The sequence below is a fragment of the Bacillus sp. FSL R5-0560 genome, from assembly GCF_037966305.1.
Taxonomy (GTDB): domain Bacteria; phylum Bacillota; class Bacilli; order Bacillales; family Bacillaceae; genus Bacillus; species Bacillus mojavensis.
Window position 1 is genome coordinate 4,062,150 of record NZ_CP150195.1, and the last position, 24,075, is coordinate 4,086,224.

22 protein-coding genes are annotated in these 24,075 nt (G+C 45.4%); 7 read left to right on the plus strand and 15 right to left on the minus strand.

All coding sequences use genetic code 11. From position 1 onward, the window contains the following. Positions 1-4: 4 nt before the first annotated feature. The 14 genes from yxdM to iolA form a co-directional block, all read right to left on the minus strand. On the minus strand, positions 5-1,873 hold the full coding sequence (gene yxdM, locus NST56_RS21205; protein ID WP_339179013.1) for an ABC transporter permease YxdM: 1,869 nt from the start codon (positions 1,871-1,873) through the stop codon (positions 5-7). Further along, a complete protein-coding gene (gene yxdL / locus NST56_RS21210; RefSeq protein WP_010332517.1) occupies positions 1,848-2,621 on the minus strand; it encodes an ABC transporter ATP-binding protein YxdL in 774 nt (257 codons plus the stop codon). The genes yxdM and yxdL overlap by 26 nt, the downstream gene beginning before the upstream one ends. Positions 2,622-2,765: 144 nt before the next feature. After that, positions 2,766-3,743, minus strand: a complete 978-nt coding sequence (gene yxdK / locus NST56_RS21215) for a two-component system sensor histidine kinase YxdK (RefSeq protein ID WP_339179018.1) — start codon at positions 3,741-3,743, stop codon at positions 2,766-2,768. Beyond that, on the minus strand, positions 3,740-4,429 hold the full coding sequence (yxdJ, locus tag NST56_RS21220; protein WP_339179021.1) for a two-component system response regulator YxdJ: 690 nt from the start codon (positions 4,427-4,429) through the stop codon (positions 3,740-3,742). Before yxdJ ends, yxdK begins: the two co-directional genes overlap by 4 nt. Before the next feature lie 107 nt (positions 4,430-4,536). After that, a complete protein-coding gene (iolJ, locus tag NST56_RS21225) occupies positions 4,537-5,409 on the minus strand; it encodes a 6-phospho-5-dehydro-2-deoxy-D-gluconate aldolase (RefSeq protein WP_268504227.1) in 873 nt (290 codons plus the stop codon). Between the two features lie 20 nt (positions 5,410-5,429). Further along, positions 5,430-6,266, minus strand: a complete 837-nt coding sequence (gene iolI, locus NST56_RS21230; protein ID WP_326331388.1) for a 2-keto-myo-inositol isomerase — start codon at positions 6,264-6,266, stop codon at positions 5,430-5,432. 87 nt (positions 6,267-6,353) lie between these two features. Further along, on the minus strand, positions 6,354-7,223 hold the full coding sequence (locus NST56_RS21235) for a sugar phosphate isomerase/epimerase (protein WP_339179024.1): 870 nt from the start codon (positions 7,221-7,223) through the stop codon (positions 6,354-6,356). 18 nt (positions 7,224-7,241) lie between these two features. Further along, positions 7,242-8,276 (minus strand): bifunctional inositol 2-dehydrogenase/D-chiro-inositol 1-dehydrogenase, encoded by a 1,035-nt coding sequence (gene iolG, locus NST56_RS21240; protein WP_339179027.1) that lies wholly within the window; start codon positions 8,274-8,276, stop codon positions 7,242-7,244. A 22-nt stretch (positions 8,277-8,298) separates the two neighbouring features. Next, a complete protein-coding gene (gene iolF, locus NST56_RS21245; protein ID WP_010332524.1) occupies positions 8,299-9,615 on the minus strand; it encodes a myo-inositol transporter IolF in 1,317 nt (438 codons plus the stop codon). Positions 9,616-9,634: 19 nt separating this feature from the next. Further along, entirely contained in the window at positions 9,635-10,531 is an 897-nt protein-coding gene (gene iolE / locus NST56_RS21250) for a myo-inosose-2 dehydratase (RefSeq protein ID WP_339182341.1), read from the minus strand. 15 nt (positions 10,532-10,546) lie between these two features. After that, the gene (gene iolD / locus NST56_RS21255; RefSeq protein ID WP_326331384.1) at positions 10,547-12,460 is read right to left on the minus strand and encodes a 3D-(3,5/4)-trihydroxycyclohexane-1,2-dione acylhydrolase (decyclizing); all 1,914 of its coding nucleotides are present in this window, start codon (positions 12,458-12,460) and stop codon (positions 10,547-10,549) included. Positions 12,461-12,492: 32 nt separating this feature from the next. After that, the gene (iolC, locus tag NST56_RS21260; RefSeq protein WP_010332527.1) at positions 12,493-13,470 is read right to left on the minus strand and encodes a 5-dehydro-2-deoxygluconokinase; all 978 of its coding nucleotides are present in this window, start codon (positions 13,468-13,470) and stop codon (positions 12,493-12,495) included. Between the two features lie 23 nt (positions 13,471-13,493). Then, positions 13,494-14,309, minus strand: coding sequence for a 5-deoxy-glucuronate isomerase (iolB, locus tag NST56_RS21265; protein WP_286059233.1), 816 nt, complete (start codon positions 14,307-14,309; stop codon positions 13,494-13,496). Between the two features lie 74 nt (positions 14,310-14,383). Continuing rightward, a complete protein-coding gene (gene iolA, locus NST56_RS21270) occupies positions 14,384-15,847 on the minus strand; it encodes a methylmalonate-semialdehyde dehydrogenase (RefSeq protein ID WP_339179030.1) in 1,464 nt (487 codons plus the stop codon). A 408-nt stretch (positions 15,848-16,255) separates the two neighbouring features. Between iolA and iolR the strand changes: the two genes are divergently transcribed. From iolR to NST56_RS21305, 7 genes are all read left to right on the plus strand, one after another. Further along, complete coding sequence (iolR, locus tag NST56_RS21275) at positions 16,256-17,011, plus strand: myo-inositol utilization transcriptional regulator IolR (RefSeq protein WP_010332530.1); 756 nt, start codon at positions 16,256-16,258, stop codon at positions 17,009-17,011. A gap of 53 nt (positions 17,012-17,064) precedes the next feature. After that, complete coding sequence (locus NST56_RS21280) at positions 17,065-17,997, plus strand: aldo/keto reductase (RefSeq protein ID WP_010332531.1); 933 nt, start codon at positions 17,065-17,067, stop codon at positions 17,995-17,997. 264 nt (positions 17,998-18,261) lie between these two features. Beyond that, positions 18,262-18,912 (plus strand): hypothetical protein, encoded by a 651-nt coding sequence (locus tag NST56_RS21285; RefSeq protein WP_326204256.1) that lies wholly within the window; start codon positions 18,262-18,264, stop codon positions 18,910-18,912. A gap of 3 nt (positions 18,913-18,915) precedes the next feature. Then, the gene (locus tag NST56_RS21290; protein ID WP_326191363.1) at positions 18,916-19,224 is read left to right on the plus strand and encodes a DUF2653 family protein; all 309 of its coding nucleotides are present in this window, start codon (positions 18,916-18,918) and stop codon (positions 19,222-19,224) included. 184 nt (positions 19,225-19,408) lie between these two features. Then, positions 19,409-19,972: a CGNR zinc finger domain-containing protein gene (locus NST56_RS21295; RefSeq protein ID WP_339179036.1), complete on the plus strand. Its 564-nt coding sequence runs from the start codon at positions 19,409-19,411 to the stop codon at positions 19,970-19,972. Between the two features lie 140 nt (positions 19,973-20,112). After that, entirely contained in the window at positions 20,113-20,601 is a 489-nt protein-coding gene (locus NST56_RS21300; RefSeq protein ID WP_167319242.1) for an HPP family protein, read from the plus strand. 128 nt (positions 20,602-20,729) lie between these two features. Beyond that, a complete protein-coding gene (locus NST56_RS21305; RefSeq protein ID WP_326218681.1) occupies positions 20,730-22,115 on the plus strand; it encodes a sugar porter family MFS transporter in 1,386 nt (461 codons plus the stop codon). Positions 22,116-22,159: 44 nt separating this feature from the next. On the opposite strand, the gene htpG is transcribed toward NST56_RS21305, so the two are convergent. Then, the gene (gene htpG, locus NST56_RS21310) at positions 22,160-24,040 is read right to left on the minus strand and encodes a molecular chaperone HtpG (RefSeq protein ID WP_339179040.1); all 1,881 of its coding nucleotides are present in this window, start codon (positions 24,038-24,040) and stop codon (positions 22,160-22,162) included. Between the last annotated feature and the right edge of the window lie 35 nt (positions 24,041-24,075).

A 24,075-nucleotide genomic window follows, 5' to 3' on the forward strand; every position in this document is an offset into this window, starting at 1 on the left:
CCCCTTACTTGTTCATTTTTTTCAAATAGCTCGACCGCACCGCGAGGAAGAACAGAAGCTGAAAAATGAAAAACCCTCCGATGGTGAGACTGAGCGGTCCCGCTACTACGGAATAGCCATCCACGGCCAATGTTCTCAAGGCAAACAGCGTATGCATGACAGCAATGACAAATGGAAAGAAAAAGAGAATCGCCAATTGTATCGTCACGCTTTGTGACATCTCACGCTCACTCAAACCGATTTTGGCCAGCGAACGGTAGCGCTCCCGATCTTCTTCTAAATCGGTGAACAGCCTGAAATATAAGAAACTTGCTGCCGCGATAAAGAAGACGATCGCGATAAACAGTCCGATGAATAAACTTAAGCTCGGCAGCTGCACCGTATCATAGTAAGTCCCGGCTTTTGCCATAAAATCAGAATGCACGTCGATATAATTGCCGTAAATCTCATTTTTCAAGGATTGGCTGAACCCTAGACTGTCTTTCCAATGATCATAGCTGTAGCCGTATAATGACGCATTCTCACCGAGTGATTTGAGCTGATCAAAGGTTTGATCGTTCACCGCGATGATGGCATTTAATGAAATCAGCGGTTTTTTGACTTCTTTTACCGTCAGTTTTTGGTCAGACGGCTTGCCTTTTTGGTTCAGCAGCTTCAGCTGAACCGGCGCTTCGTTTTTGAAATTTCGGTCATACGTGCCCGGGAAAAAGATAGCCTCATCATTTTTCAGGCCGTTCAGCTTGACATGGAAGTATTTTGATACATCCGATTCGCTGATCATGTAAACAGGGGGAACCGTTTCTCCTTCCTGATAGCGAACATAAGAAACATTTATCTCGTCTTTCTTATACGTAAAACCGTGTGTTTTCAGTTCATGGTCAATTTTTTTCAAATGAGTCTCTTCTTTTGGATTGCCGCTGTAAGATATATACTCCATCTCATAAGCGGACTCTTCCGCCCCGACGGTCGATTTGTACATCGCGAGCACGCCCGTAGCCGTAAACGCAACCGCGGAAATAATGCTGACAATAAAGAACAGGCGGGCGTTGTCTTTTAAACGATAGACAAGGTCAGAAACCCAAATGATATTTTTCCCGCGCAGATAAAAGGTTTTCCACTTCTTCAGCGCGCGCAGAATCCAGATGCTGCTTTGGCTGAAAAAGAAATACGTTCCGATGACGGTGAGCAGTAAAATGATAAACGGTTCGGTCCCGTGGATATTGCCTTTAAGGACCATGCCGTACCCGCCGCACAGACAGGCGATGCCGAATAAGGACAGTAGCACGGACGGCTTTGGCTCCGGCTTAATCTTGTCAGTGCCCTTTATTAATTTGATAACCGTATTTGATCTGACAAAAAGGATCGTAAACTGCGATAAAAGGAAAAATAAGAGCAGAAATCCGCCAGCCGTAATACCGAGCGCTTTCCAAGGCATATACAAAGGCAGCGCGTCCATTTCTAAAATATAAGCGCCGACCGTAAAGAACGTCTTTGAAAAAATGAATCCTCCGATAATGCCGGCTGCAATTGACATGACGCCGATGATCATATTTTCCGCAGTAATGAGCTTTCTTAGCTGTCCTGGCGTGATGCCCTGCATGAGCAGGATGCCGAATTCTTTATTTCTCGATTTCAAAAATGCATTAACCGAATACAGAACAAATAAGAAAGAAAAAATAAAGATCATCCATTCCGCAGCGGTTAAGCCTTTTTTGGCGATGCTATTCAGGTAGCCTTCCTTTAATGCCGGATGAAACAGGAACATCGCAAAGGTAAAGAAAATCAAAACGGAAAAGGCACTGCTTAAAAAGAATGCAAGATAGGCCCTTTTGTTTCTGGTGACGTTTTTATAAGCGAACTGAAGAAAGGTCATTTGCGTTTCCCCCCAGCATAGACAGCACATCAAGAATTTGTTCATAAAATACTTGGCGGTTTTCCCCGCGGTAAATCTCATTAAACAGTTCGCCGTCTTTTATAAAGATGACGCGGCTGCAGTAGCTTGCCGCAACAGGATCGTGGGTCACCATTAAAGCCGTGACATGATCATCCTGATTCAGGCTCTGCATCGTTTCCATGACGTCTTTTGACGCTTTGGAATCAAGGTTTCCCGTCGGTTCATCGGCCAGGATGAGTGACGGCTTATGAATGACCGCTCTTGCGATGGCGGCCCGCTGGCGCTGGCCTCCGGACACTTCAAACGTCCGTTTGTTGAGCAGGTCTTCGATTCCGAGCTTTGCCGCGATGCCTTGCAGTTTTTCTTCCATTACAGACGGTGCTTCTTTTTCAAGCGTTAGCGGCAGCATGATATTTTCACCAATCGTCAGCGTGTCCAGAAGGTTGAAATCCTGAAACACAAATCCGAGCTGCTTTCGGCGGAAATGAGCGAGCTTTGTCCGCTTCAGCCGGTGCGGGTTTTCTCCGTGAATCAGGATATCGCCTGAATCCGGCCGGTCGATCGTTGAAATGATATTCAAAAGCGTTGTTTTTCCGGAACCGGACGGTCCCATCACCGCCGTGAATCCTCCTTCTTCTATTGAAAATGAAATTTGCTTTAAGGCTTGATAGGACACTTGTCCTTTATAGGTTTTATTTATATGTTTGACTTCAAGCATATTCGCCATGAAAATCCTCCTTATGGTTCTATTCTTGTTGGTCTGGGCTGCTTTCATGTAGTATCGGGACGTTCGACATAAAAATTCCCCTTGACGTAAATCCATGTTATCAAGGGGAAACAAAACGAGCTATGTTGTTTTCTTAACGCAGCCTTACACTTTTGTAAGAAATGAAAATCGAACCGATGTCCCTTCACCGGGAGACGAGCTGATGTCCACCGTATGATTGAGCTTGTCCGTAATTTCTTTGACGAGATGGAGGCCGATTCCCGTAGATTCTTGGAAACGCCGCCCGTTTTCACCAGTATAATAAGGGTCAAACACCCGCTTGATGTCTTGCGAGGGTATGCCGACACCGTAATCTTTGACTTCAAGCACCGTCCTGTCTTCATCGCGGGAGACATTCAGCTCAAGTCTGTCACTCTTGCCCGCTGAATACTTGACCGCATTTGTGACCACTTGGCCGATCGCAAATTTAAGCCATTTTGCATCAGTGTAAATCTGATGATCATCGCAAATGTTCATTTTCGGATAAACGCGGTATTGAATAAAAAATCGTTTATAGCTTTGAATGACTGATTGGAGAAGCTCGGACAGGGAAACCGCTTCGATTTTAAAATCCCGTTCAAACAGGTCCAGCCTTGAAGAATAAAGAAGCGTCTCCAGCCCGAATTCAATCTGCCGGACTTCTTTTTTGATTTGTTCAAAAACGGGCTCATCCTCTTCCTGAATGATTAAATTAATGACCGACAGCGGCGTCTTTACTTGGTGCACCCATTGATTCATATATGTCACCCGCGCGTCAAGCTTGGCTTCAGTCTCATGGAGCTTCTGGTGCTGCAGCCGCATCAGCTCCATCTGCTTTTCATACAGCTCTGAACAAAACACTGAAGAACCGAGATACGGGATGTCCGTCTCTTCCTGCCCCGAGCTGAGCCAATGATACACGCCGCGGTCTTTGTACCAGCGATAGGCAAGATAGCCCGCCAAAATAAGAAGCTGCACGCCCAATATGTAAAACAAGTGAGAAAAAGAATGAAGACCCGCAAACCAGTAATAAAAGAACACAAACAGCCCTTGGAGGAGAAAAAGCAGAATCAGCACTGTATGAGACCGGAGAAACAGCTTCATGACTGCGCCCTCAGCTGGTAGCCTTCGCCCCGCACCGCTTCAATAGAAACAGGCGCATTCAGCTCCCGCAGTTTTTTTCTGAGCCGCGTGATATACACGTTAAGTGTATTATCATCGATGAATATGTCGGTATCCCACGTCTTTTCCATGAGACGGTCCCGGCTCGTCACCTTTTCTCCCCGCTCAAGCAGCACTTCCAAAAGCTTGCTTTCTTTTTTAGAAAGCTCGCTTTTTTCGTCATGAAAGCGCAGTTCAAACCGTTCCACAAAGAGCTGCACGCCGGCATATTCAACCACTTTCTCCCCCTGTTTTGCGGCGTACTCTCCGTATGCCCTGCGGATCTGGCTTTTGATTTTCGCCAGCACAATATCGTAGGAAAAGGGTTTTTCGATATAATCGTCTCCGCCGTTTTCAATCGCCATCACCTGATCCATTTCCCCGCTTCTGGCTGAAATGAAAATGATCGGGCTTGTGGAGTGCTGGCGGATCTGGCGGCACCAATAATAGCCGTCATAGGACGGCAGGTTGATATCAAGCAGCACCACATCAGGCTTTTCTCGCAAAAAGACATCAAGAACAGTCGTGAAATCCGCGGCGACCACTGTTTGATATCCGTATTTTTCAAGGTAATTCTGCAATAGTCCGCGAATGTCTTCACTGTCTTCTACAATCATGATTTTATTCAAACTGAACCACTCCCGTTTCTTACACTGCTGCCATCATCATAATCGTTTCGGGGGTACGGACGCAACACCGCACAAAAAAACCGCCATCTCGGCGGTTTCAGGTCTCTTCAGCCGACCTGCTGCTTAGCTGCTTTACCGGCTGATCCGAACTCTCTCATTTTGCTTCGCACTGTCTCTTCCACGGCTTCAATGCCGGGTGTCATATAGCCGCGCGGTTCGTACAGATCGCTGTTTTCCTGAAACATGCGGCGTGTTTCGTTTGTCCAGGCTACCATACATTCCGTATTGATATTGATCTTCGCATGGCCGAGCGTGATGGCTTTTTTGATCTGATCCCGCGGAATCCCGGATGCCCCGTGAAGAACGAGGGGAATATCAGTCATGCGGGAGATAGCCTCCATTTCCTTAAATCCGAGATTCGGCTCACCCTGATATTTGCCGTGTACAGAGCCGAGGGCAGCGGCTAGCGCGTCGATATTGGTTTCTTTGACGATCCGCTCACATTCCGTGAAATCGGCATAGCGGACCCCGCCGACCAGCCCGTCTTCCATTCCTCCGACCGTGCCGACTTCGGCTTCTACTGACACGCCGTGCTTTGCGGCATAATCGGTGACTTCTTTTGTCATCGCGATATTCTCGTCAATCGGCTGATGAGAGCCGTCAATCATCACTGAGCTGAATCCGGCATCAATGGCCTGTCTGCAGCGTTCCGCACTGCTTCCGTGATCAAGATGAAGCACCACGGGAACGGTAATCGCCATGTCCTCCATTAACGCGCCGACCATGGCGGCAATCGTTTTAAATCCGCCTAAATAGTCGACAAGACGATCGGAAGCCGCAGCGATGACTGGTGATTGCTCCTTTTGCGCCGCTTGCAAAATCGCCTTCGTCCACTGCAAACCGTTGATATTAAACTGGCCGATCGCGTATTGCTCCCGCTTTGCATCTTCAAGAAGCTCTTTCATCGATACAAAAGCCATGTCCACCCCTCCTTTATCCATTACATGTTGAAGTATTTTGATACGACATCAACCGTTGTTTTTTTCGCTGTTTGAATGGCTTCCTCAGCACTCAGCTTATAGTATTCAGGCCGGAAGAGCTCAACCGATACAACATCAGAGAAGCCGATTTCCTTCAGAGCCGATAAGTGGGCATCTAAGTCAATCGCCCCGTGGCCCGGCCATACACGATCCTCATCTGTTAAAAACCCGATTGGAAAATCTTCTGTATCATCGATATGGTAGATGAAAATTTTCTTTCCGTCCGCTTGCTTTAAGCTTTCGATATTGGAACCCATGGCGTGGAAGTGGAAACTGTCAAGGACAAGCCCGACATTGTCACGCTCGACTGTGTTTACGATGTCGTACGCCTGTTCAAACGTATTGACCGTACATTGCGGGTGGCCGACAAATTCAAGCGCGATTTTTACGCCATACGGCTCTGCGATATCTGAAAGCTCAGTCAGTACCTCTACACTGCTCTTTTTGATTTCTTCTTTTACAATCTTCTGCTCAGTCACAAGCGGTACGGCTACGACATATTTCACACCGAGGGTTTTGCACGTTTCCATCATGTCTTTAAATTCAGCGATGATCTCATTGCGGCCTTTTTCATCACGGTTGTTGAAGAACACGAGTGCGTTTAAGGCAAGCGGTTTGATGTGATGGGTTTGAAAATATTTCGCAAGATCATCCAATGAATGATCTTTTAAGTACTCCGGCAGCTTATCCATTGTGCGGATTTCAATATAATCATAGCCGTGCTTTTCGCATAGTTCTACATCCTGTTTAAGATTTGAGTTTTCCAATGTTGTTGCTTCGTTAAAACAAAGTTTCATGCCAGACTCCCCCATCTGCAATTTTAGATATGAAGGGAGTTCGGCAGGAAGGCTGTTCGCCATATCCCGCCGAACTCCATGCTCAGCTTATGCCAGACCTAATTCTTCTTTCATTTTTTTAAGCATAAATCGGCTTGATTCATCCGCTCTTTCATCGATCCAAGCAAAAACGGCATTCGTCGCAATTCCGTCGAACTTCATCTCTCTCAGCTTTCTGAAAATCGTCTCAAAATCAACCTCACCCTGACCAATGTCCAAATGCTGGTGAACCGTTACTTTCGCGTCAGGCGGATTGACGATGTAGCGGAGGCCATGAGCCGCTTTATGATTAAAGGTATCCGCAAATAAAACATGTGTGAGGCGGTCGCCGGCTTCGTCAAACATGGTCTCGATGTCGCCTTTGCCGTCATCATAGAAGAACGTATGGGCAGTCGAGTAGACAAGATTGATCCAATCCTTGTCAAGCGCGCGGATCATATCCATCGCACCTTTGTGCGTTTCGATAAAATCGTATGGATGGGCTTGAAGATTGAGTTTCATGCCTTCTTTTTCAAAGACGGGCAGAAGCTCATCCATGGATTTGATGAATTTTTCTTCACTTGTTAAAGAATCATATTTTGAACCGCTGAATTCACTGTTCATCAAATCCACTTCAAGATCAACCGCAATTTCGATCGCTCTTTTCCAGTTGCGTACCGCAGCCTGGCGGCGGTCTTCTTCAGGACCCGCCCAGTGGTAAAGCGGAAGGAGTGATGAAAGCTTAACACCTGTATCCCTTAAAAGCCGCTTTAATTGTTTGATTTTTGCTGAATCGACTTTCGGATATTTATAGAATGGGCAAAAATCCTCGCGCGGCGACAGTTCAATATATTCATAGCCAAGCTCCGCCGTTTTATAGACCATTTCCTCTAACGTTAAATCATCTCGATACATTGATGGATCTAATGCTAATTTCATATTATCACTCCTCTTTTTTTAGTTTTCTACTGTTGTAAACGATTGATAGAATTCCGGTTTTTCCTTCAATTCAACCTTTTCTTTTTGTCCAGATTCCTGGGCTTTTACACACGCGTCAGTCGTAACGGCAGCAATATAGCCGTCCCATGCCGTCGGCCCGCTGACTTCGCCTTTTTTCTGGATCGAATCAATGAAGTCTTGGATTTCCACATCGTACGCATCCACAAAGCGCCTCTGCCAATCCATCAGAATGTTTGCGCTGAATTTCCCTTCTTTTCTCATGCTGATGCTTGATGGTTCAGGAAGCTTGATGATGCCATCTTCTCCAACAATCTCACATTGAATGTCATAGCCGTATTTACAGTTCACAAAGATTTCAGCATTGATGATGATACCGCCTTTTGTTTCAATGACTACGATTTGCGGATCTTTTAAGTGCGGCAGGGCGTTTTTCGATTTTTTCGGATAGATGACTTGAACGGACTCGTAGTCATCATTGACGAGCCAGTGCAGCACATCAATTTCATGAACGAGCGTATCAACAACTGCCATATCAGTCGTATAATTTTCCGCTACAGTCGGGTTGCGGTGCGCGCAGTGAATCATCAGCGGCTCGCCGATGACATTGTTGTCGAGCGCTTCCTTCAGCTGTACGTAACCGCTGTCATAACGGCGCATAAAGCCGACTTGAACGAGGCGTTTCCCCACTTTCATTTCTTCTTCGACGATACGCATACATCCATCAGCAGTTGTCGCAAGCGGTTTTTCACAGAATACATATGTCTGGGCTTTAATGGCTTTCAAAACACTCGATTCATGCGCAGGCCCCCAGCTTGTCACTAGGACAGCATCTACATTTTCAGCTGCCAGAAGGCTGTCATCATCAGGATATACTGCTGCATTTAATTGGTAGTGCTCGACGACGTTCTGTGCGGCTTCTTGATTCACATCTGTTACAGCCACAATTTCTGCGCCGGACAGTTTGTTTGTGATGCGGTTAATGTGTTCTTTTCCGATTGCTCCAGTTCCAATAACACCAATACGTAAACTCATTGACAGCCACTCCTTCTGTTGGTTACATCATTTTGCTTTCTTTGCCTTGCTTTACGTGATTGTAAGGCGATCCGTAGAGTTCCTCTTGAATTTGTTCAAGCGACTTGCCAGACGTATTCGGCGCGAAGAGAAGCCCGATGATCATACTGGCCGTCACACATCCGAGGAGAATTGCAGCCATCGTTCCAATGCCGAAATTGGTCATAATCATTGGGACAAACAGACTCCAAATCCCTATTGAAATACGGACGAGGAAAAACATCAGTCCTTGTGCAGAAGCACGATATTGCGTAGGAAAGATTTCACTGGCCCATAACTGATAGTTCGCTTGCTGTCCGGCTCCGTTATTGATGCCGATCACGACAATAAACAGGAGCAGAACCGGCAGGCCTTCAACTGGCAGCAGAAACAGCGACCAGCCGATCACTGCCATAAAAGCTGCGATTCCAAAAACACGTTTTCTATATTGATCTGCAAAAGGCATGAAGATCAAGGCGACCCCCAGTCCGGTAAAGATAAACAGTCCCATTTGCAAAAGATTTGCCATATTGGCAGATACTCCGCCGACCTGCTGATAAATGTATGGCATAAAAAAGCCCATCACCCCGGCAGCTAAATTCCAAACCAGGTACACACCCATCAAAAACAGGATGCTTTTTAGATACATAGGCTTGAGCAAATCAAAGTACGATGTTTTGTTTAATACAGCCGGCTTCTCTGTTTGTGTGTCTGCGGGCTGATTTTTCTGCTGCCATGCATCTGACTCAGGAAGTCTGATTCTGAGGACGTACGTAATCAGCGCAATGACCAGCAGGTGGGCAAACACGATTTTATTTCCCAAGAGGCCTAAGTCACCGACCAATACGGAGAGAAGCAGCACAACGACTGCCCCCGCGGCCCAAGCGACCTGTGCGACTCCGCAATGGCGGGCCCGGTTTTTCTTAGGGGCGTTTTCCGCGATAATGGTCCACGATGCGGTGATATCAGCGCCAACCGATAACCCGATAATCATGTAACCGCTTAACAACATGGGGAAATTGACTCCAAACAGGACTAAACAAATCCCCAGCGCGTAAACGAGCATGCTGTTGGTGTAAACAGCTTTCCGCCCAACTCTATCCGCCAGAAATCCGCCGAGCAAAGCGCCGACAGCGGCAGAAATGGCGTTTGCGCTCAACGCGCCGAGCAGACCGATTTGGGTATCTGACAGTTTCAGGTAACTGACCCATAACGATAAACCAGCAGATCCAGCCACAATCGAACCGGCATCAATATAGTTGGCCAATGCTGCCGCGATGGTCCGTTTATTGAGGGCCGAATCTGCAATGGTATTGCCCATATATTCACTCCCCCTCTAGTTATTTCGCCACACCCAACAATTGCTTATCAATGTAGTTTCTGGCGATCAATGCGTACTCCAGCGGGTTTGCGATATCGGGATCCTGTTCAGCCTCAACAACAATCCACCCGGAATAATTGTGCTTTAACAGAAGCTGATACACTTCTTTAAAATCAATGCATCCGTCACCGGGAACCGTAAACATGCCTTGTAAAAACGATTGCTGAAACGATTTCCCTTCGAGTTTGCATTGTTCCATGACATTCAGACGGGCGTCCTTAAAATGCACGTGTTTAATGCGGTCAATATGCTTTTCCAGCATGCCCATGTAATTGCCGTCAGAAATATATGAATGGCCTGTATCATAGAGGAGATGCACATGTGCAGGGTCTGTTCCCTCCATCAGGCGGTCCACTTCTTCCGCTGTTTGGACGCCGGTACCGAGATGGTGATGATATACCAGCTTTAAGCCCTGCTGAGCGGCAATTTTCCCAAGATGATTTAATCCTTCACAAAGCCGTTGCCATTCCTCATCAGTAAAATGCGGCTTCTCTGTAAACACATTTTTCTCAAGGCTTTGCACACTGTAGGTTTGTTCAGAGACAACTGCGACATCCGCATTCACTTGCTGCAAATACTCACAATGCAGGGTAAAAGCCTTCGCCGCTTCACCAAGTCCGTCACGCAAAATGAAGCTGCTGAACCATTTTCCGGCAATGCGCAAATTGCGAAGCTTAAGCTCTTTGTTGAGGATGGCAGGCTCGGGGAAAAAGCCCCCGACTTCCGTCCCTTGAAAACGTGCGACGACAATATCACTTAACAAATGCTGAAGTGTATTTCCCGCTCCAATTTCAGGCATATCATCATTCCGCCACCCAATGGGAGCGATCCCCCACAGGATTTCATGTTTGCCCATCATGTTGCCTCCCCTCTAATACTGCTTAGCAGATTCGAGCATTTTCTCTTTTGCTTCGTATGCTTTTTGAACGCTTTCTTGTTCAGATACTTCAGCTACTCCGACATGCCACCAGCTGTCATAGCCGTCCGTCATTGTTTTTGGCAGCACTTTCATTTCAATCAACGTTGAAACGTCTTGTTTCTTCGCATCCTCTAACGCCGCTTTTAACTCTTCCACTGTGTTAGCACGGTACGTTTTCGCACCGTAACCCTCAGCGACTTTCGCGTAATCGACATTCAAGATTTGGTTGTCATCTGTGCGGAACTCACAGTAGTAGCTGCCGCTTCCGTGGTCCATTTGCAGGTTGTTGATACATCCAAAACCAGAGTTGTCAAAAAGCAGCACATTGATTTTCTTGTTGTACTGAATCGCCGTAATCAGCTCGGAGTGAAGCATCAGGAAGCTGCCGTCCCCGACAATGGAATACACTTCTCTATCAGGGTGGGCTAATTTAAGCCCCAGTGTCCCGGACACTTCATAGCCCATGCAGGAGTATCCGTACTCCAAGTGATACGTATTCGGAACATTAGAATGCCACAGACGCTGCAAATCTCCAGGAAGAGAGCCTGCCGAACAGATAATGACGCTGTCTTCAGGAATGGTCTCGTTGATCGTCAGCAGTGCCGTTGTTTGCGGAAGCTCCGTATTCAATGCGTCAGCATATTCATTTAGAACCTCTTGAGAGAAATGATGTTTGATTTCCGGATCAAATGCTTCCCGTTTAAACGTCACTTTGCTGAGGCGTTCACGTTCAGCGAGCCATTCGTCCTTCAGCTCCTTGATCGTTGAACCGAATTCACTCTTATAGCCTTCAAGCAAGCCGTGCAGTTTGCCAAGCGTCACTTTTGCATCCGCTACCACTTGGAACGCATCGAGTTTATACGCCTGCATTCGGCTGACATTGATGTTCAGAAACTTCGCTTTATCAAAATCAAAAGCAGTCTTAGAGGATGTCGCAAAATCCGTATATCTTGTGCCGATACCAATAATCAAATCAGCTTGGCGGGCCGCTTTATTTGCTGCAAGTGTACCTGTGATGCCCATTCCGCCGAGGTTGTTCGGAAAATCAGCTTCAACTGTCGATTTTCCTGCCTGCGTTTCAACTAACGGAATGTCATACGCTTCAGAAATGGCAACCAATTCATCGCGCGCACCGGAGTATTTTGCGCCTCCGCCGACGAGGATCACAGGATTTTTGCTGGCTTTAATCAACTCCGCCGCACCTTGAAGCTCGCGCTCGCTCGGCTGCATGCGATCAATATAGTGAACCCGTTTGACGAAGAAACTCTCATCGAAATCGTACGCTTCACCTTCGACATCCTGAGAAATGCAAATGGTCGCCGGGCCTGCTTTGGCCGGATCAGTCATGACTTCAAAAGCGCGAAGCAAGCTGCTCATCAGCTGCTCAGGGCGTGTAACGCGATCCCAGTATCTCGATACAGGTTTCAATGCATCGTTTGTCGTAACCGCCGCACTGTATTCTTGCTCCATTTGCTGCAGTACAGGATCTGGCTGTCTTGTCGCAAATGTATCTGCCGGAATCAAGAGAACAGGAATGTTGTTTGCCAATGCCGTGCCGGCTGCCGCCACTAAGTTGGCCGCTCCCGGTCCGACAGATGTTGAGACCGCATAAATTTTTCTTCTCAGCATTTGCTTGCTGTACGCCATTGCGGCATGCGCCATTCCTTGTTCATTTTTCCCTTGGTACACTTTTAAATGGCCTGCATCCTGCTCAAGCGCCTGCCCAATCCCTAATACATTTCCATGGCCGAAAATCGTGAAAATCCCTTCAACAAAAGGCTCTTCTTTTCCATCAACATGGATGTACTGCTGGTTTAAGAATTTAATCAGTGCTTGTGCTGTTGTTAAGCGAATTTTCTTACCCACAAACGATCCCACCTTTACTCGATCTTTTTCAATTATGACTGTGCTTCAATAAGCTGTACGATTTCTTCCGCTGTCGGCATGGCTTCCGATGAGCTGTGCTTGCTGACAACAATGGAGGCTGACGCGCTGCCGTATTTCAATGCGGTTTCAATGTCTTTTCCGCTGACAAGCCCGTAGATAAAGGCCGAAGCATACGAATCACCGGCCCCAAAGGTTTTCAGCACGTTTGTTTTGTACGCTTGGGCGCGGAAGACTTCGCCCGATTTGCTGTATGCGTAAGAGCCCTCTACGCCGTGCTTGATGACGACGAGATCGGCTGAATGCTCAAATAAAGAATTAACAGACTCTTCATTGCTGCCGCCTGTGCGGTTTTCCATGACATCGAATTCATCCCGTGTTCCGATGACGATATCGGACTGCTCAGCGACCAAAGAATAGTAAACCGCTGTTTCATCCGCTGACTGCCAAGTGTATGGACGATAATCCAGTTCGAATACGACTTTTACCTGATGCTTTTTTGCATATTGAATGGCTTTTATCACCGCTTCCCGAGACGGGCTTTTGGCGAGCGCTGTACCGGAAACGAGCAGCATTTTCGCATTGGCGATATAGTCCTCGCTTACCTCCGATGGCTCAAGATAAAGATCCGCCACGTCATCACGGTACATTAAGATGCTGCATTCTTCCGGACTCAGAATCTCAGTAAAAGCAAGACCAGCTTTATGCCCTTCCTTATCAACGATCATTTGCGTTGTGTCTACGCCGGTGTTTCTCATATAGGACTCTATGAATCTGCCATGCTGGTCATCTGGAATTTTGCCGATAAAGCCCGCTTTTAAGCCGAGCTTTGAGCTGCCAATCGCGATATTCGCAGGCGAACCGCCGACGTATTTCGAAAATGTCATTGTTTCTTCCATTGGACGATTGTATTCAACCGCGTTCAGATCAATACACGCCCGACCGATGGCAACAATATCAAAGTCCTTCTCTTCATTGAATGTATACTTCATCGTAAACAGCCACTCCTCACTTGTTAGCGTTCTAAAATCCACTCATGAGCCGGATCATTATGAAACTTCCACTTTCGCGTCGGCCCTGCCATGACATTTAAATAGTAGGAAGTATATCCGTCCGGCACACCAACCGGATGATATCCCGCAGGAACAATGACAACGTTTTCATTTTCTACAGTCATTGTCTCGTCAATGGAGCGGTCGTCAGTGTATACGCGCTGAAATACAAAGCCTTGGCCCGGATCTAATTCATGGTAGTAGGTTTCTTCCAAGAAGGATTCCTCAGGCAGGTTGTCTTGATCGTGTTTATGAGGCGGGTAGCTGGACCAGTTTCCGCTGTCTGTATACACCTCAACCACTAAAAGGCTGTTAGCTGAAGGGTCTGAATCCGGAAGAATGTTGTGAACGGTCCGTTTGTTCGAAAACTTTCCGCGATGTTCAATCCCGTTGTCTTCCGCCTTGATCAGCTTTGTCGGAAGCTGTTTCTCTGATGGCGAATAGCAAAGCGCCACTCTCGCATCACTCACTGCCGTAATCTCAAAGGCACGGTCATTGGAGATATAGACGCTATCTGTCGGTTTTCTCTCAAATACGCTTTCACGCGTACCGATATGTTCAAACGTAGATTCATGATCCGTCACTGTGATTTTTCCCGTCACTGCCACAATGCAGATTTCTTGTTTTCTCAATTCTTCTGCATAGCTTGCACCGGATGTAAGATCTAACACTTTAAACTCTACATAGGTAAGATCTGAGTTTGATTTCGTTACGTCATGCACAAGGTTGACGCCTTTTGATACTTCATTCGACTGCGGCTTACGCAACAAATGACTCATGGTTAAGCCCTCCTCTTTCTATGGTAAGAATGAGTCCGAACAGCGCAGAGACACGCCGTTCGGCTGTTCGTCGTTTAGTTGAAATCAGGTGCCGGGTATCTTGCCGTCACCACTTTTTTACGCGTGTAGAAGTCAACGCTGTCTTTACCGTTCGCATGCAGCGTTCCAAAGAATGAAGATTTCCAGCCTGAGAATGGGAAGAACGCCATCGGTGCCGGCACACCCAGGTTGATGCCGAGCATTCCCGCATCAATGTTTTCACGGAAGTAGCGGATGGCATTTGAGTTCGATGTGAACAAGCAGGCGCCGTTCGCAAACTCAGACTTGTTGGCAATCTCAATGGCTTCTTTCAGGTTTTTCACGCGGATGACGGATAAGACCGGAGCGAAAATTTCATCTTTCCAGATCGTCATCTCTGTCGTGACGTTATCGAAGATTGTCGGACCAACAAAGTAGCCGTCGTCAGATACGTTTTCACGTCCGTCACAAACGAGTCTCGCGCCTTCTTCCAGCCCTTTTTCAATATAGCTGAGCGTGCGTTTCTTGTTGTCCTCGCGAATAACCGGTCCTAAAAACACGCCGTCATCAAGGCCGTTTCCGATTTTAATCTCAGCCACTTTTTCCTGCAGCTTCGCCATGAATTCATCAGCGATACCTTCTTCAACTGTCACAACCGCACAAGCCATGCAGCGTTCTCCGGCTGAACCGAAGGCTGCTCCGATGATGTTTGTGACCGTGTCTTCGAGATCCGCATCATTCAGGACAATCGTGTGGTTTTTCGCGCCTGTCAGAGATTGGACACGTTTTAAGTTTTCGCTACCTTTTTTGTAGACGTATTCGCCAACAGGCTTAGAGCCAACAAATGAAATCGCTTTAATTTCAGGATGCTCCAGAATGCCGTTTACCACATCATGTGCACCATATACGACGTTGAAAACACCTTTAGGAAGGCCCGCTTTTTCGAAGAGCTCAACCAATTTCTCCGTTAACAGCGGCGTACGCTCAGACGGTTTTAAAATAAAAGTGTTGCCGAGTGCAATGGCCATTGGGAACATCCAGCAAGGAACCATCATCGGGAAGTTAAATGGTGCGATTCCGCCGACAACTCCAATTGGGTAGCGGTAGTTGGCCGCTTCAACATCCGTCGCAATAGATGCAAGTGAGTCTCCCATCATCAGAGAAGGCGCGCCTGCCGCGAACTCAACGTTTTCAATCCCTCGTCCCACTTCTCCCAGAGCTTCTTTTGTGTTTTTGCCGTTTTCGATGGTGATTAGATGAGCAAGTTCTTCTTTATGCTGAGACAGCAGCTGCTGGAAGGTAAATAGAATTCTCGCACGGCGCGGAACCGCCACTTTCGACCATGTTTTAAATGCCTCAGCCGCTGTTTGAGTCGCGTAATCAATGTCTTCTTTTGTAGAAATCGGCACTTGGCACAGCACTTCTTTCGTTGCCGGATTGATAACGTCTTCATATTGATCTGTTTTGCTTTCAACCCATTCACCGTTGATATAGTTTTTTAATTTTCTGATTTCTGCCATTCTTATTGCCTCCTTCATTAGTAAACACATACACTTGTATGGATGGTTCAGGATAGATTCATATGATAAGAATTAAACGCTTTCAAAAAAACCAAAAAAATCAATGGTTAGATACATGTGTTATGCAAGCAACCATCTCATCACTGAAATCACATATGTCAGGTTACTTCTTGGTCATTTCTTGGTTATATTCTAATCGTATATTACCCATAAGTCAATCATAAACACTAAATTTTCTCATTATTTTTATTATACTAATCTTTCAACAATAGAAGAGATCGCCTGGAAGTTCGGTGAGTCTTGAAAAAAAATTATACCAATGTTATCATTTTTTAAGCAACTATTGATTAACTTTTGATTTTTATTATATATTTACATTACTTTAAGATTCAAGAAGGAGTTTTTTGTATGAAACTGATGCGGATACAGGAAATGGAGGAGTACATTTTATCGCATGGCACTGTTTCCTTAGATGAGCTGTGCCAGGTTTTCAATGTCTCGAAAAACACAGTCAGACGCGATATCAACAAGCTAACGGAAAAGGGTGCCATCGAAAAAGTATACGGCGGCGTAACATCAATTGAGAAAACCGCATTGGTTCCTTTTGAGAATCGCACCATCCAGCACCAAGATGAGAAAACAAAAATTGCCCATTACGCCTCTCGTTTTATTGAAGACCATGACTTAATCTTCATTGACTCAGGAACAACGACCAAATCGATTCTCGATACGCTTGATCCGAACAAAAATGTCACCATTTTAACCAACAGTTTGGACATTATCAATGCGGCGGCGGCTTTGAAACATATCAACTTAATCATCATCGGAAACAACTATAAAAGAAAAACACGCTCCTTTGTCGGCATGGATGATCCCGGTACCTTGGAGAAGTACAATATCAACAAAGCCTTTATGTCTGCAACCGGAACAACACTGACACACGGATTGACCAATTCGGATCTGCTCGAGTATGACATTAAAAAGAGGATTTCTGAAAAAGCGAAAGAAGTGTATTTATTGGCCGATCATTCTAAATTCGGAAAATCAACGCTGCTGACCTATGCGCCCTTTGACAGACTGCATTGTATTGTGACATCTCAGCCGTTAGATGACGAGTACACGCAGTACTGCCATGAGCACCAAATCGGCATTCATCTAGCTTAACGTTTACAATAGTATTGAGAGTCTTTCATCAATTTTATTCCAGGAGGTAGATCATGAAAAAAGCAACGCTCGGAAAATCAGACCTGCAGGTATTCCCTATCGGATTAGGAACAAATGCTGTAGGAGGACATAACCTCTACCCGAATCTGAATGAAGAAACCGGAAAAGAATTGGTTCGCGAGGCCATTCGCAATGGCGTGACCATGTTAGATACCGCTTACATTTATGGGATCGGCCGTTCCGAAGAATTAATTGGTGAGGTGCTGCGCGAATTCAACCGCGAAGATGTCGTCATCGCCACGAAAGCTGCACACCGAAAAGAAGGAAATGACTTTGTCTTTGATAATTCACCAGCATTTCTTAAAAAATCGGTTGATGAAAGCCTGAAGCGTTTGAAAACTGACTATATCGATCTGTTCTACATTCACTTCCCGGATGAACATACGCCGAAGGATGAAGCGGTTAACGCACTGAATGAAATGAAGCAAGCCGGAAAAATCCGTTCCATCGGTGTATCCAATTTCTCTTTAGAGCAATTGAAAGAAGCAAACAGAGACGGATTAGTAGATGTATTGCAAGGCGAATACAACCTGTTAAACCGTGAAGCGGAAAACACATTCTTCCCGTATACAAAGGAGCATAATATTTCATTTATTCCTTACTTCCCGCTCGTGTCTGGATTATTGGCAGGAAAGTATACAGAAGATACAACGTTCCCTGAAGGAGACCTGCGAAACGAACAGGAACACTTCAAGGGCGAGCGTTTCAAAGAAAACATCAGAAAGGTCAACAAGCTTGCGCCAATTGCTGAAAAGCACAACGTGGACATCCCTCACATCGTATTGGCTTGGTATTTGGCAAGACCGGAAATCGATATTTTAATCCCTGGCGCAAAACGTGCCGATCAGCTGCTGGATAACATCAAAACAGCTGACGTGACGCTTTCTCAAGAGGATATTTCATTTATTGATCAGCTGTTCGCATAAGAAAAAACAGCCTTCTCCATTGGGAAGGCTGTTTTTATTTGCCCATAAATTGGTTTGATTTTGATGTAAAACTTACAAAAAGAGCCATGAATCCGATAAAATAAAGGGAGTTTATCTCAGAAAGAAAGTGATTGAAATAGCTAAATACGATATGAAAGATTGATATGACGCTAGAATAAGCTCATCTGTCTGACCCCCTCTTTCACTTTTGCTGATGATTCAAACCAGAAATAACGGGCCGTTACAGCCTATGGAGGAAACAGAATGAAACTGAAATATGTAAAAGCCTTAGTTGCAGTAACCGTTGCTTTAGGTGTACTGCTGCCATCAACCATTTCTCATGCAAAAAGTTTTAGTGGCCGCTCATCATCCAGTCACAGCAGCCGAAGTTCAAGCTCGTCATACAGCGGAAGCTATAAATCCAGCCCGAAATCAAGCTACAGTTCAGGATCAAGCTCTTCAAGCAAAAACTCCAAAACGTCTGATGATTCATCATCATCGATTTCGCTGAAAAAGAAATCTTCCGATAAGACAAGCTCATCAAGCTCTAAAACATCGTCAGGCACGTTTTCCGGCGCCACATCAAAAGTAAGCGGAAAGACATACAGCGGAAAAACATCTAAAGCTTATGTTGGCGGACGTTATGTTTCAGTGAATCATTATTACAATGCAGGATTCTCGCCATCAGGATGGTTTGGCTATTATAGCGGATTCACAACGAGCATGTTCATGATCAGCATGTTGCACCCTTGGGGTTACACCTATCATCCAGTCGGGGGCCCAGGCTATGTTTCTTATGGCGCTTCGCCTATTGCCTGGATCGTTGATGTCATTGCTTTGATCATTATATTAATCATTGTCATTGCAATCATTCGCGCATTTAAAACACCGAAGACATACAGAAGGAGCTTTTAGGTAATGAAATTGGTATTAAACGAGCAAGAAATTGTAGACGGGATTTGTGTGTATATTTCTAATGAAGAAGAGATTTACCCTGAAGACGTTGAAGTAAAAGAGCTGTCTTACAACAAGCGTACAGGATTCTTCGCTGAAGCCAAATATGGCCTGCATTACAAGCAGCTTGAGTCAGATGACATTTCAGAAGGCATTATTCAGTTCTTAGAGGAGTACCATAACTTCAATCCAGACGTTACCGTCGTTGAATTGCAGTTTGATAAGAAAAAAGGATTCTCCGCCTTGGTTTTCGTCAACGAGGGAGAAGCATAAAAATGTCCTAATTAAAACCTTACTCCGGGCGAGTAAGGTTTTTTTATGTTTTTTCCTCCCGTCCATGAAATGCAGGTACAGAAACGGCCTGTTTTCCGTTAACGGGATGAGCACCGCCTTTTACTCATATCCTTGCGTGAAAAAGGTTTTGGCGCTTACAATGATTGTGAAAGGAATGATTCCAATGACAAATGCTCATTTCCCTCTTATCACACAAAACCTTTCTCTCGATCTCGTTAATACTGAAATCATAAGCTATGATAAACGGCACGATCTTATCCAGTCAGAAAAAGATCTGATGGCATGGTTAGAATTAATGGGAGAAACTGCTCCTTTTCTCAGTTCTTTTACACTACAGCAAGTCCAAGAACCATTGCAACGGATTCACCAATTCCGCGCGGAGCTGAGAAAACATTTTGAGAGTATTGCCGAAGGCAGTGAACCTTCTCAAGCTTTTATCGCTTTCCTGCAAGATCAAATCGCCGCCGCTCCTTTTTCTTATCAAATCTTAGATGACAAACTTGCCCGTATTCCAAATGGAAAACTAGATGATTCCATTTTATCGCTTATCGCTTACGATGCTTTATGGCTGATTCATACAAACGACATCCAACAGCTGAAACGGTGCGCAAACGAAAAGTGCATTTTGCTTTTTCTTGATAAAACAGGAAGACGAAAATGGTGCTCCATGAAGATATGCGGTAACAGGCAAAAAGTCTCTCGCCATCAAAAAAAAAATCAATTATGAGTAAAAAACCGTCCCCAGAGAACGGTTTTTTTTATTGAAGTCAAAAACTAACCATTAAAAATAAAATTGACAGGTTAGTTTTTAGCTATTATCCTATACATACTGGAGGGATAAATGTGGAAAATAACTTCTTTTTGAAAATGAAAGGAAAAGGAAAAACACCTTTACAGGTAAACGGAAAGGATGCCGTCACAGGATTTTTAGGAGGGTTCATCACCATTCTGACTCTTGCAGTATTAACCTCTTATACAGCAAGCCCATGGTTAATGGCCCCTTTTGGAGCTAGCTGCGTACTGGTATTCAGCGCTTGGAATGCACCTTTATCGCAGCCGAGAAATGTGATTGGCGGCCATTTTATATCTGCCCTTACAGGACTGGCTGTCCTTCATATATTCGGGGCTCATCCCTGGACTTTTGCATTGGGGACAGGGCTTGCCATCTTCTTTATGATGCTGACCAAAACCACTCATCCTCCTGCCGGCGCAGATCCCATTGTTGTCATTCAAGGGGCGTATGCTTGGAGTTATTTACTGTTTCCTGTTTTCATTGGATCTGCCATCATTGTGATCCTCGCTATCGTGATCAATAACTTGCGTAAAAACCGCCAATATCCCTCGTTTTGGCTTTGAATTTCCTTTTGTGAAATCAAGATTTCTTCAAACAAATGTTTCAAATCGATTAGGAAAAGGGTACTACTCTATTAACTTTGTTAAATATAGTACATACTCATTGGCTCAAAGACTGAGGAGGAACATTTGTGAAGACAAATATAAGGAAATATTTGATCTACTTTTTCGGCGCTTTAGGGGGGCTGCTTTACGGTTACGATACGGGCGTCATCTCGGGCGCACTGCTATTTATCAACAATGATATCCCTTTAACAACACTGACAGAAGGATTGGTTGTCAGCATGCTGCTACTCGGCGCGATTTTTGGTTCCGCATTCAGCGGGACGTGCTCCGATCGCTGGGGCAGGAGAAAAGTCGTATTTGTCCTTTCCATCATTTTTATCATTGGAGCGCTCGCTTGTGCGTTTTCTCAAACCGTCACCATGCTAATAATGTCTCGGGTCATTCTCGGTTTAGCCGTAGGCGGTTCAACGGCGCTGGTGCCTGTCTACCTTTCAGAAATGGCGCCGACAAAAATCCGCGGAACACTCGGCACGATGAACAACCTAATGATTGTCACCGGTATTTTACTTGCATATATCGTAAACTTTCTATTCACACCGTTTGAAGCATGGCGCTGGATGGTGGGGCTGGCTGCGGTTCCTGCCGTGCTTTTATTAATCGGGATCGCGTTTATGCCGGAATCGCCAAGATGGCTCGTGAAGCGCGGACGTGAAGATGAAGCAAAACGAATCATGAAAATCACTCATGATCCAAAAGATATTGAAATAGAATTGGCGGAGATGAAGCAAGGGGAAGCTGAGAAAAAAGAAACAACACTCGGCGTGTTAAAAGCCAAATGGATTCGTCCCATGCTTTTGATTGGGATCGGTCTTGCTATATTCCAGCAGGCTGTCGGCATTAACACGGTGATATACTATGCGCCGACCATTTTTACAAAGGCTGGCCTTGGTACGTCAGCTTCTGCACTCGGCACAATGGGAATCGGTGTCCTCAACGTCATCATGTGTATCACCGCCATGATCTTAATTGACCGTGTCGGCCGCAAAAAGCTTCTGATCTGGGGAAGTGTCGGCATTACGCTGAGCTTGGCCGCACTATCGGCTGTGCTCCTGATGCTGGGGCTCTCTACATCAACAGCTTGGCTCACCGTCGTATTTCTCGGAGTTTATATCGTATTCTACCAGGCGACATGGGGGCCGGTGGTTTGGGTGCTCATGCCTGAGCTCTTCCCGTCCAAAGCACGCGGAGCAGCGACAGGGTTCACCACTTTGGTGCTATCCGCAGCCAACCTGATCGTGTCGCTCGTCTTCCCGCTCATGCTCAGCGTAATGGGCATCGCATGGGTCTTTATGATTTTCTCAGTCATTTGTCTTCTCTCATTTTTCTTCGCCCTTTACATGGTTCCTGAAACCAAAGGGAAAAGCTTGGAAGAAATTGAAGCAAGCTTGAAACAACGTTTTAAAAGAAAGAACAACAGACAAAGCCGTGTACTCAATGAACGGACGTCATAAATAAAAAAAGGAATCGTCTCATTTGGACGATTCCTTTTTTATTCTTACACCATTACTTTGCACATATTGTTCGTAAATTCCACAGGGTCCTGAATTGGCAGACCTTCGATCAGAAGCGCCTGATTGTACAGGAGATATGTGTACAGGCTTAGTTTCTCTTTATCTTGTTCGAAAGCGTTCTGCAGCGTCTTGAATACCTCGTGATTCGGGTTGATTTCCAGCACTTTGTCCGCTTTTACATTTTGGCTGTCCGGCATCGCATTTAAGATTTTTTCCATCTCGATTGTCACTTCACCGTCAGCTGCAAGGCAGACCGGATGAGATTTGAGGCGTTTGGATACTCTGACGTTTTTCACTTTGCCGGACAGAATATTCTTCATTTCCTCAAACAGATCCTTGTACTTGCTTTCTTCTTCTTCAGACTGCTTTTGATCCTCATCTGAATCAATGCCAAGGTCGCCGCTTGATACAGATTTAAACTCTTTTTCTTGATATGAAGCGAGCATCTTGATCGCAAATTCATCAATATCCTCTGTAAAGTAAAGAATTTCATAGCCTTTGTCCGCTACCATTTCCGTTTGCGGCAGTTTTTCAATGCGATCGTATGAATCACCGGTCGCGTAGTAAATATATTTCTGCTCTTCAGGCATTCTGGATACATACTCGTCTAGGCTGACCAGTTTTTTCTCTTTGGAAGAGTAGAATAATAAGAGATCCTTCAATTGATCTTTATTCGCGCCAAAATCATTGTACACGCCGAACTTCAGCTGTCTGCCGAATGATTTGTAGAAGGTCTCATATTTTTCTCTGTCTTTTTTCAGCAGGCTCTGCAGCTCGCTTTTGATCTTTTTGCTGATGTTTTTCGCAATCAGCTTCAGCTGGCGGTCATGCTGCAGCATTTCTCTGGAAATGTTCAGCGACAGATCCTCAGAATCGACCATACCCTTTACAAAGCTGAAGTGGTCCGGCAGCAGATCCGCGCATTTGTTCATAATCAGCACGCCGTTGGAATACAGCTCCAAGCCTTTCTCATATTCCTTAGAGTAATAGTCAAACGGCATGTTTTCAGGAATAAATAGAATCGCGTTGTAACGAACGGCACCATCCACACTGATATGAACATGTGTGAGCGGTTTATCAAATCCGTAATGCTTTTCAGAATAGAACGTTTCATAGTCCTCATCTGTCAGCTCGCTCTTGTTTTTTCTCCAGATCGGCACCATGCTGTTGACCGTCTGTTCTTCCTGTACCTCTTCAAATTCATTCTCGCTGCCTTCCTTCGGCTTGTTAACTGTTGTATCCATTTTGATCGGGTAGCGAATGAAGTCGGAGTACTTTTTGATGATTGCTTTTAAACGATATTCTTCTAAAAATTCATCATAGCTCTCATCTTCCGTGTTCTCTTTGATCTTCAGAATAATGTCTGTGCCGACAGAATCCTTTTCACACGGCTCAATTGTGTAGCCGTCCGCGCCTGCAGACTCCCATTTATACGCTTCTTCGCTGCCGAGCGCCTTACTGATAACGGTCACCATGTCGGCAACCATAAACGCCGCATAAAATCCGACACCGAATTGCCCGATGATGTCATGACCGTCCTTCAATTCGTTTTCTTTTTTAAACGCAAGAGAGCCGCTTTTCGCGATCGTACCGAGGTGCTGTTCAAGCTCGTCCTTTGTCATTCCGATCCCTGTATCCGTGATCGTCAGCGTTCGCGCACCTTTGTCAGCCGCAACTTTTATGTAGTAATTGTCTTTATCGAAGGTTAGCGCATCATCCGTCAGCGCTTTGTAATAGATTTTGTCAATCGCGTCACTCGCATTGGAAATTAACTCGCGCAGAAAAATTTCTTTTTGGGTGTAAATGGAATTAATCATCATATCCAGCAGTCGTTTGGACTCTGCTTTAAACTCTTTTTTGGCCATTCCGCTCGCTCCTTTTTCATGCTTTGTGATGTTAT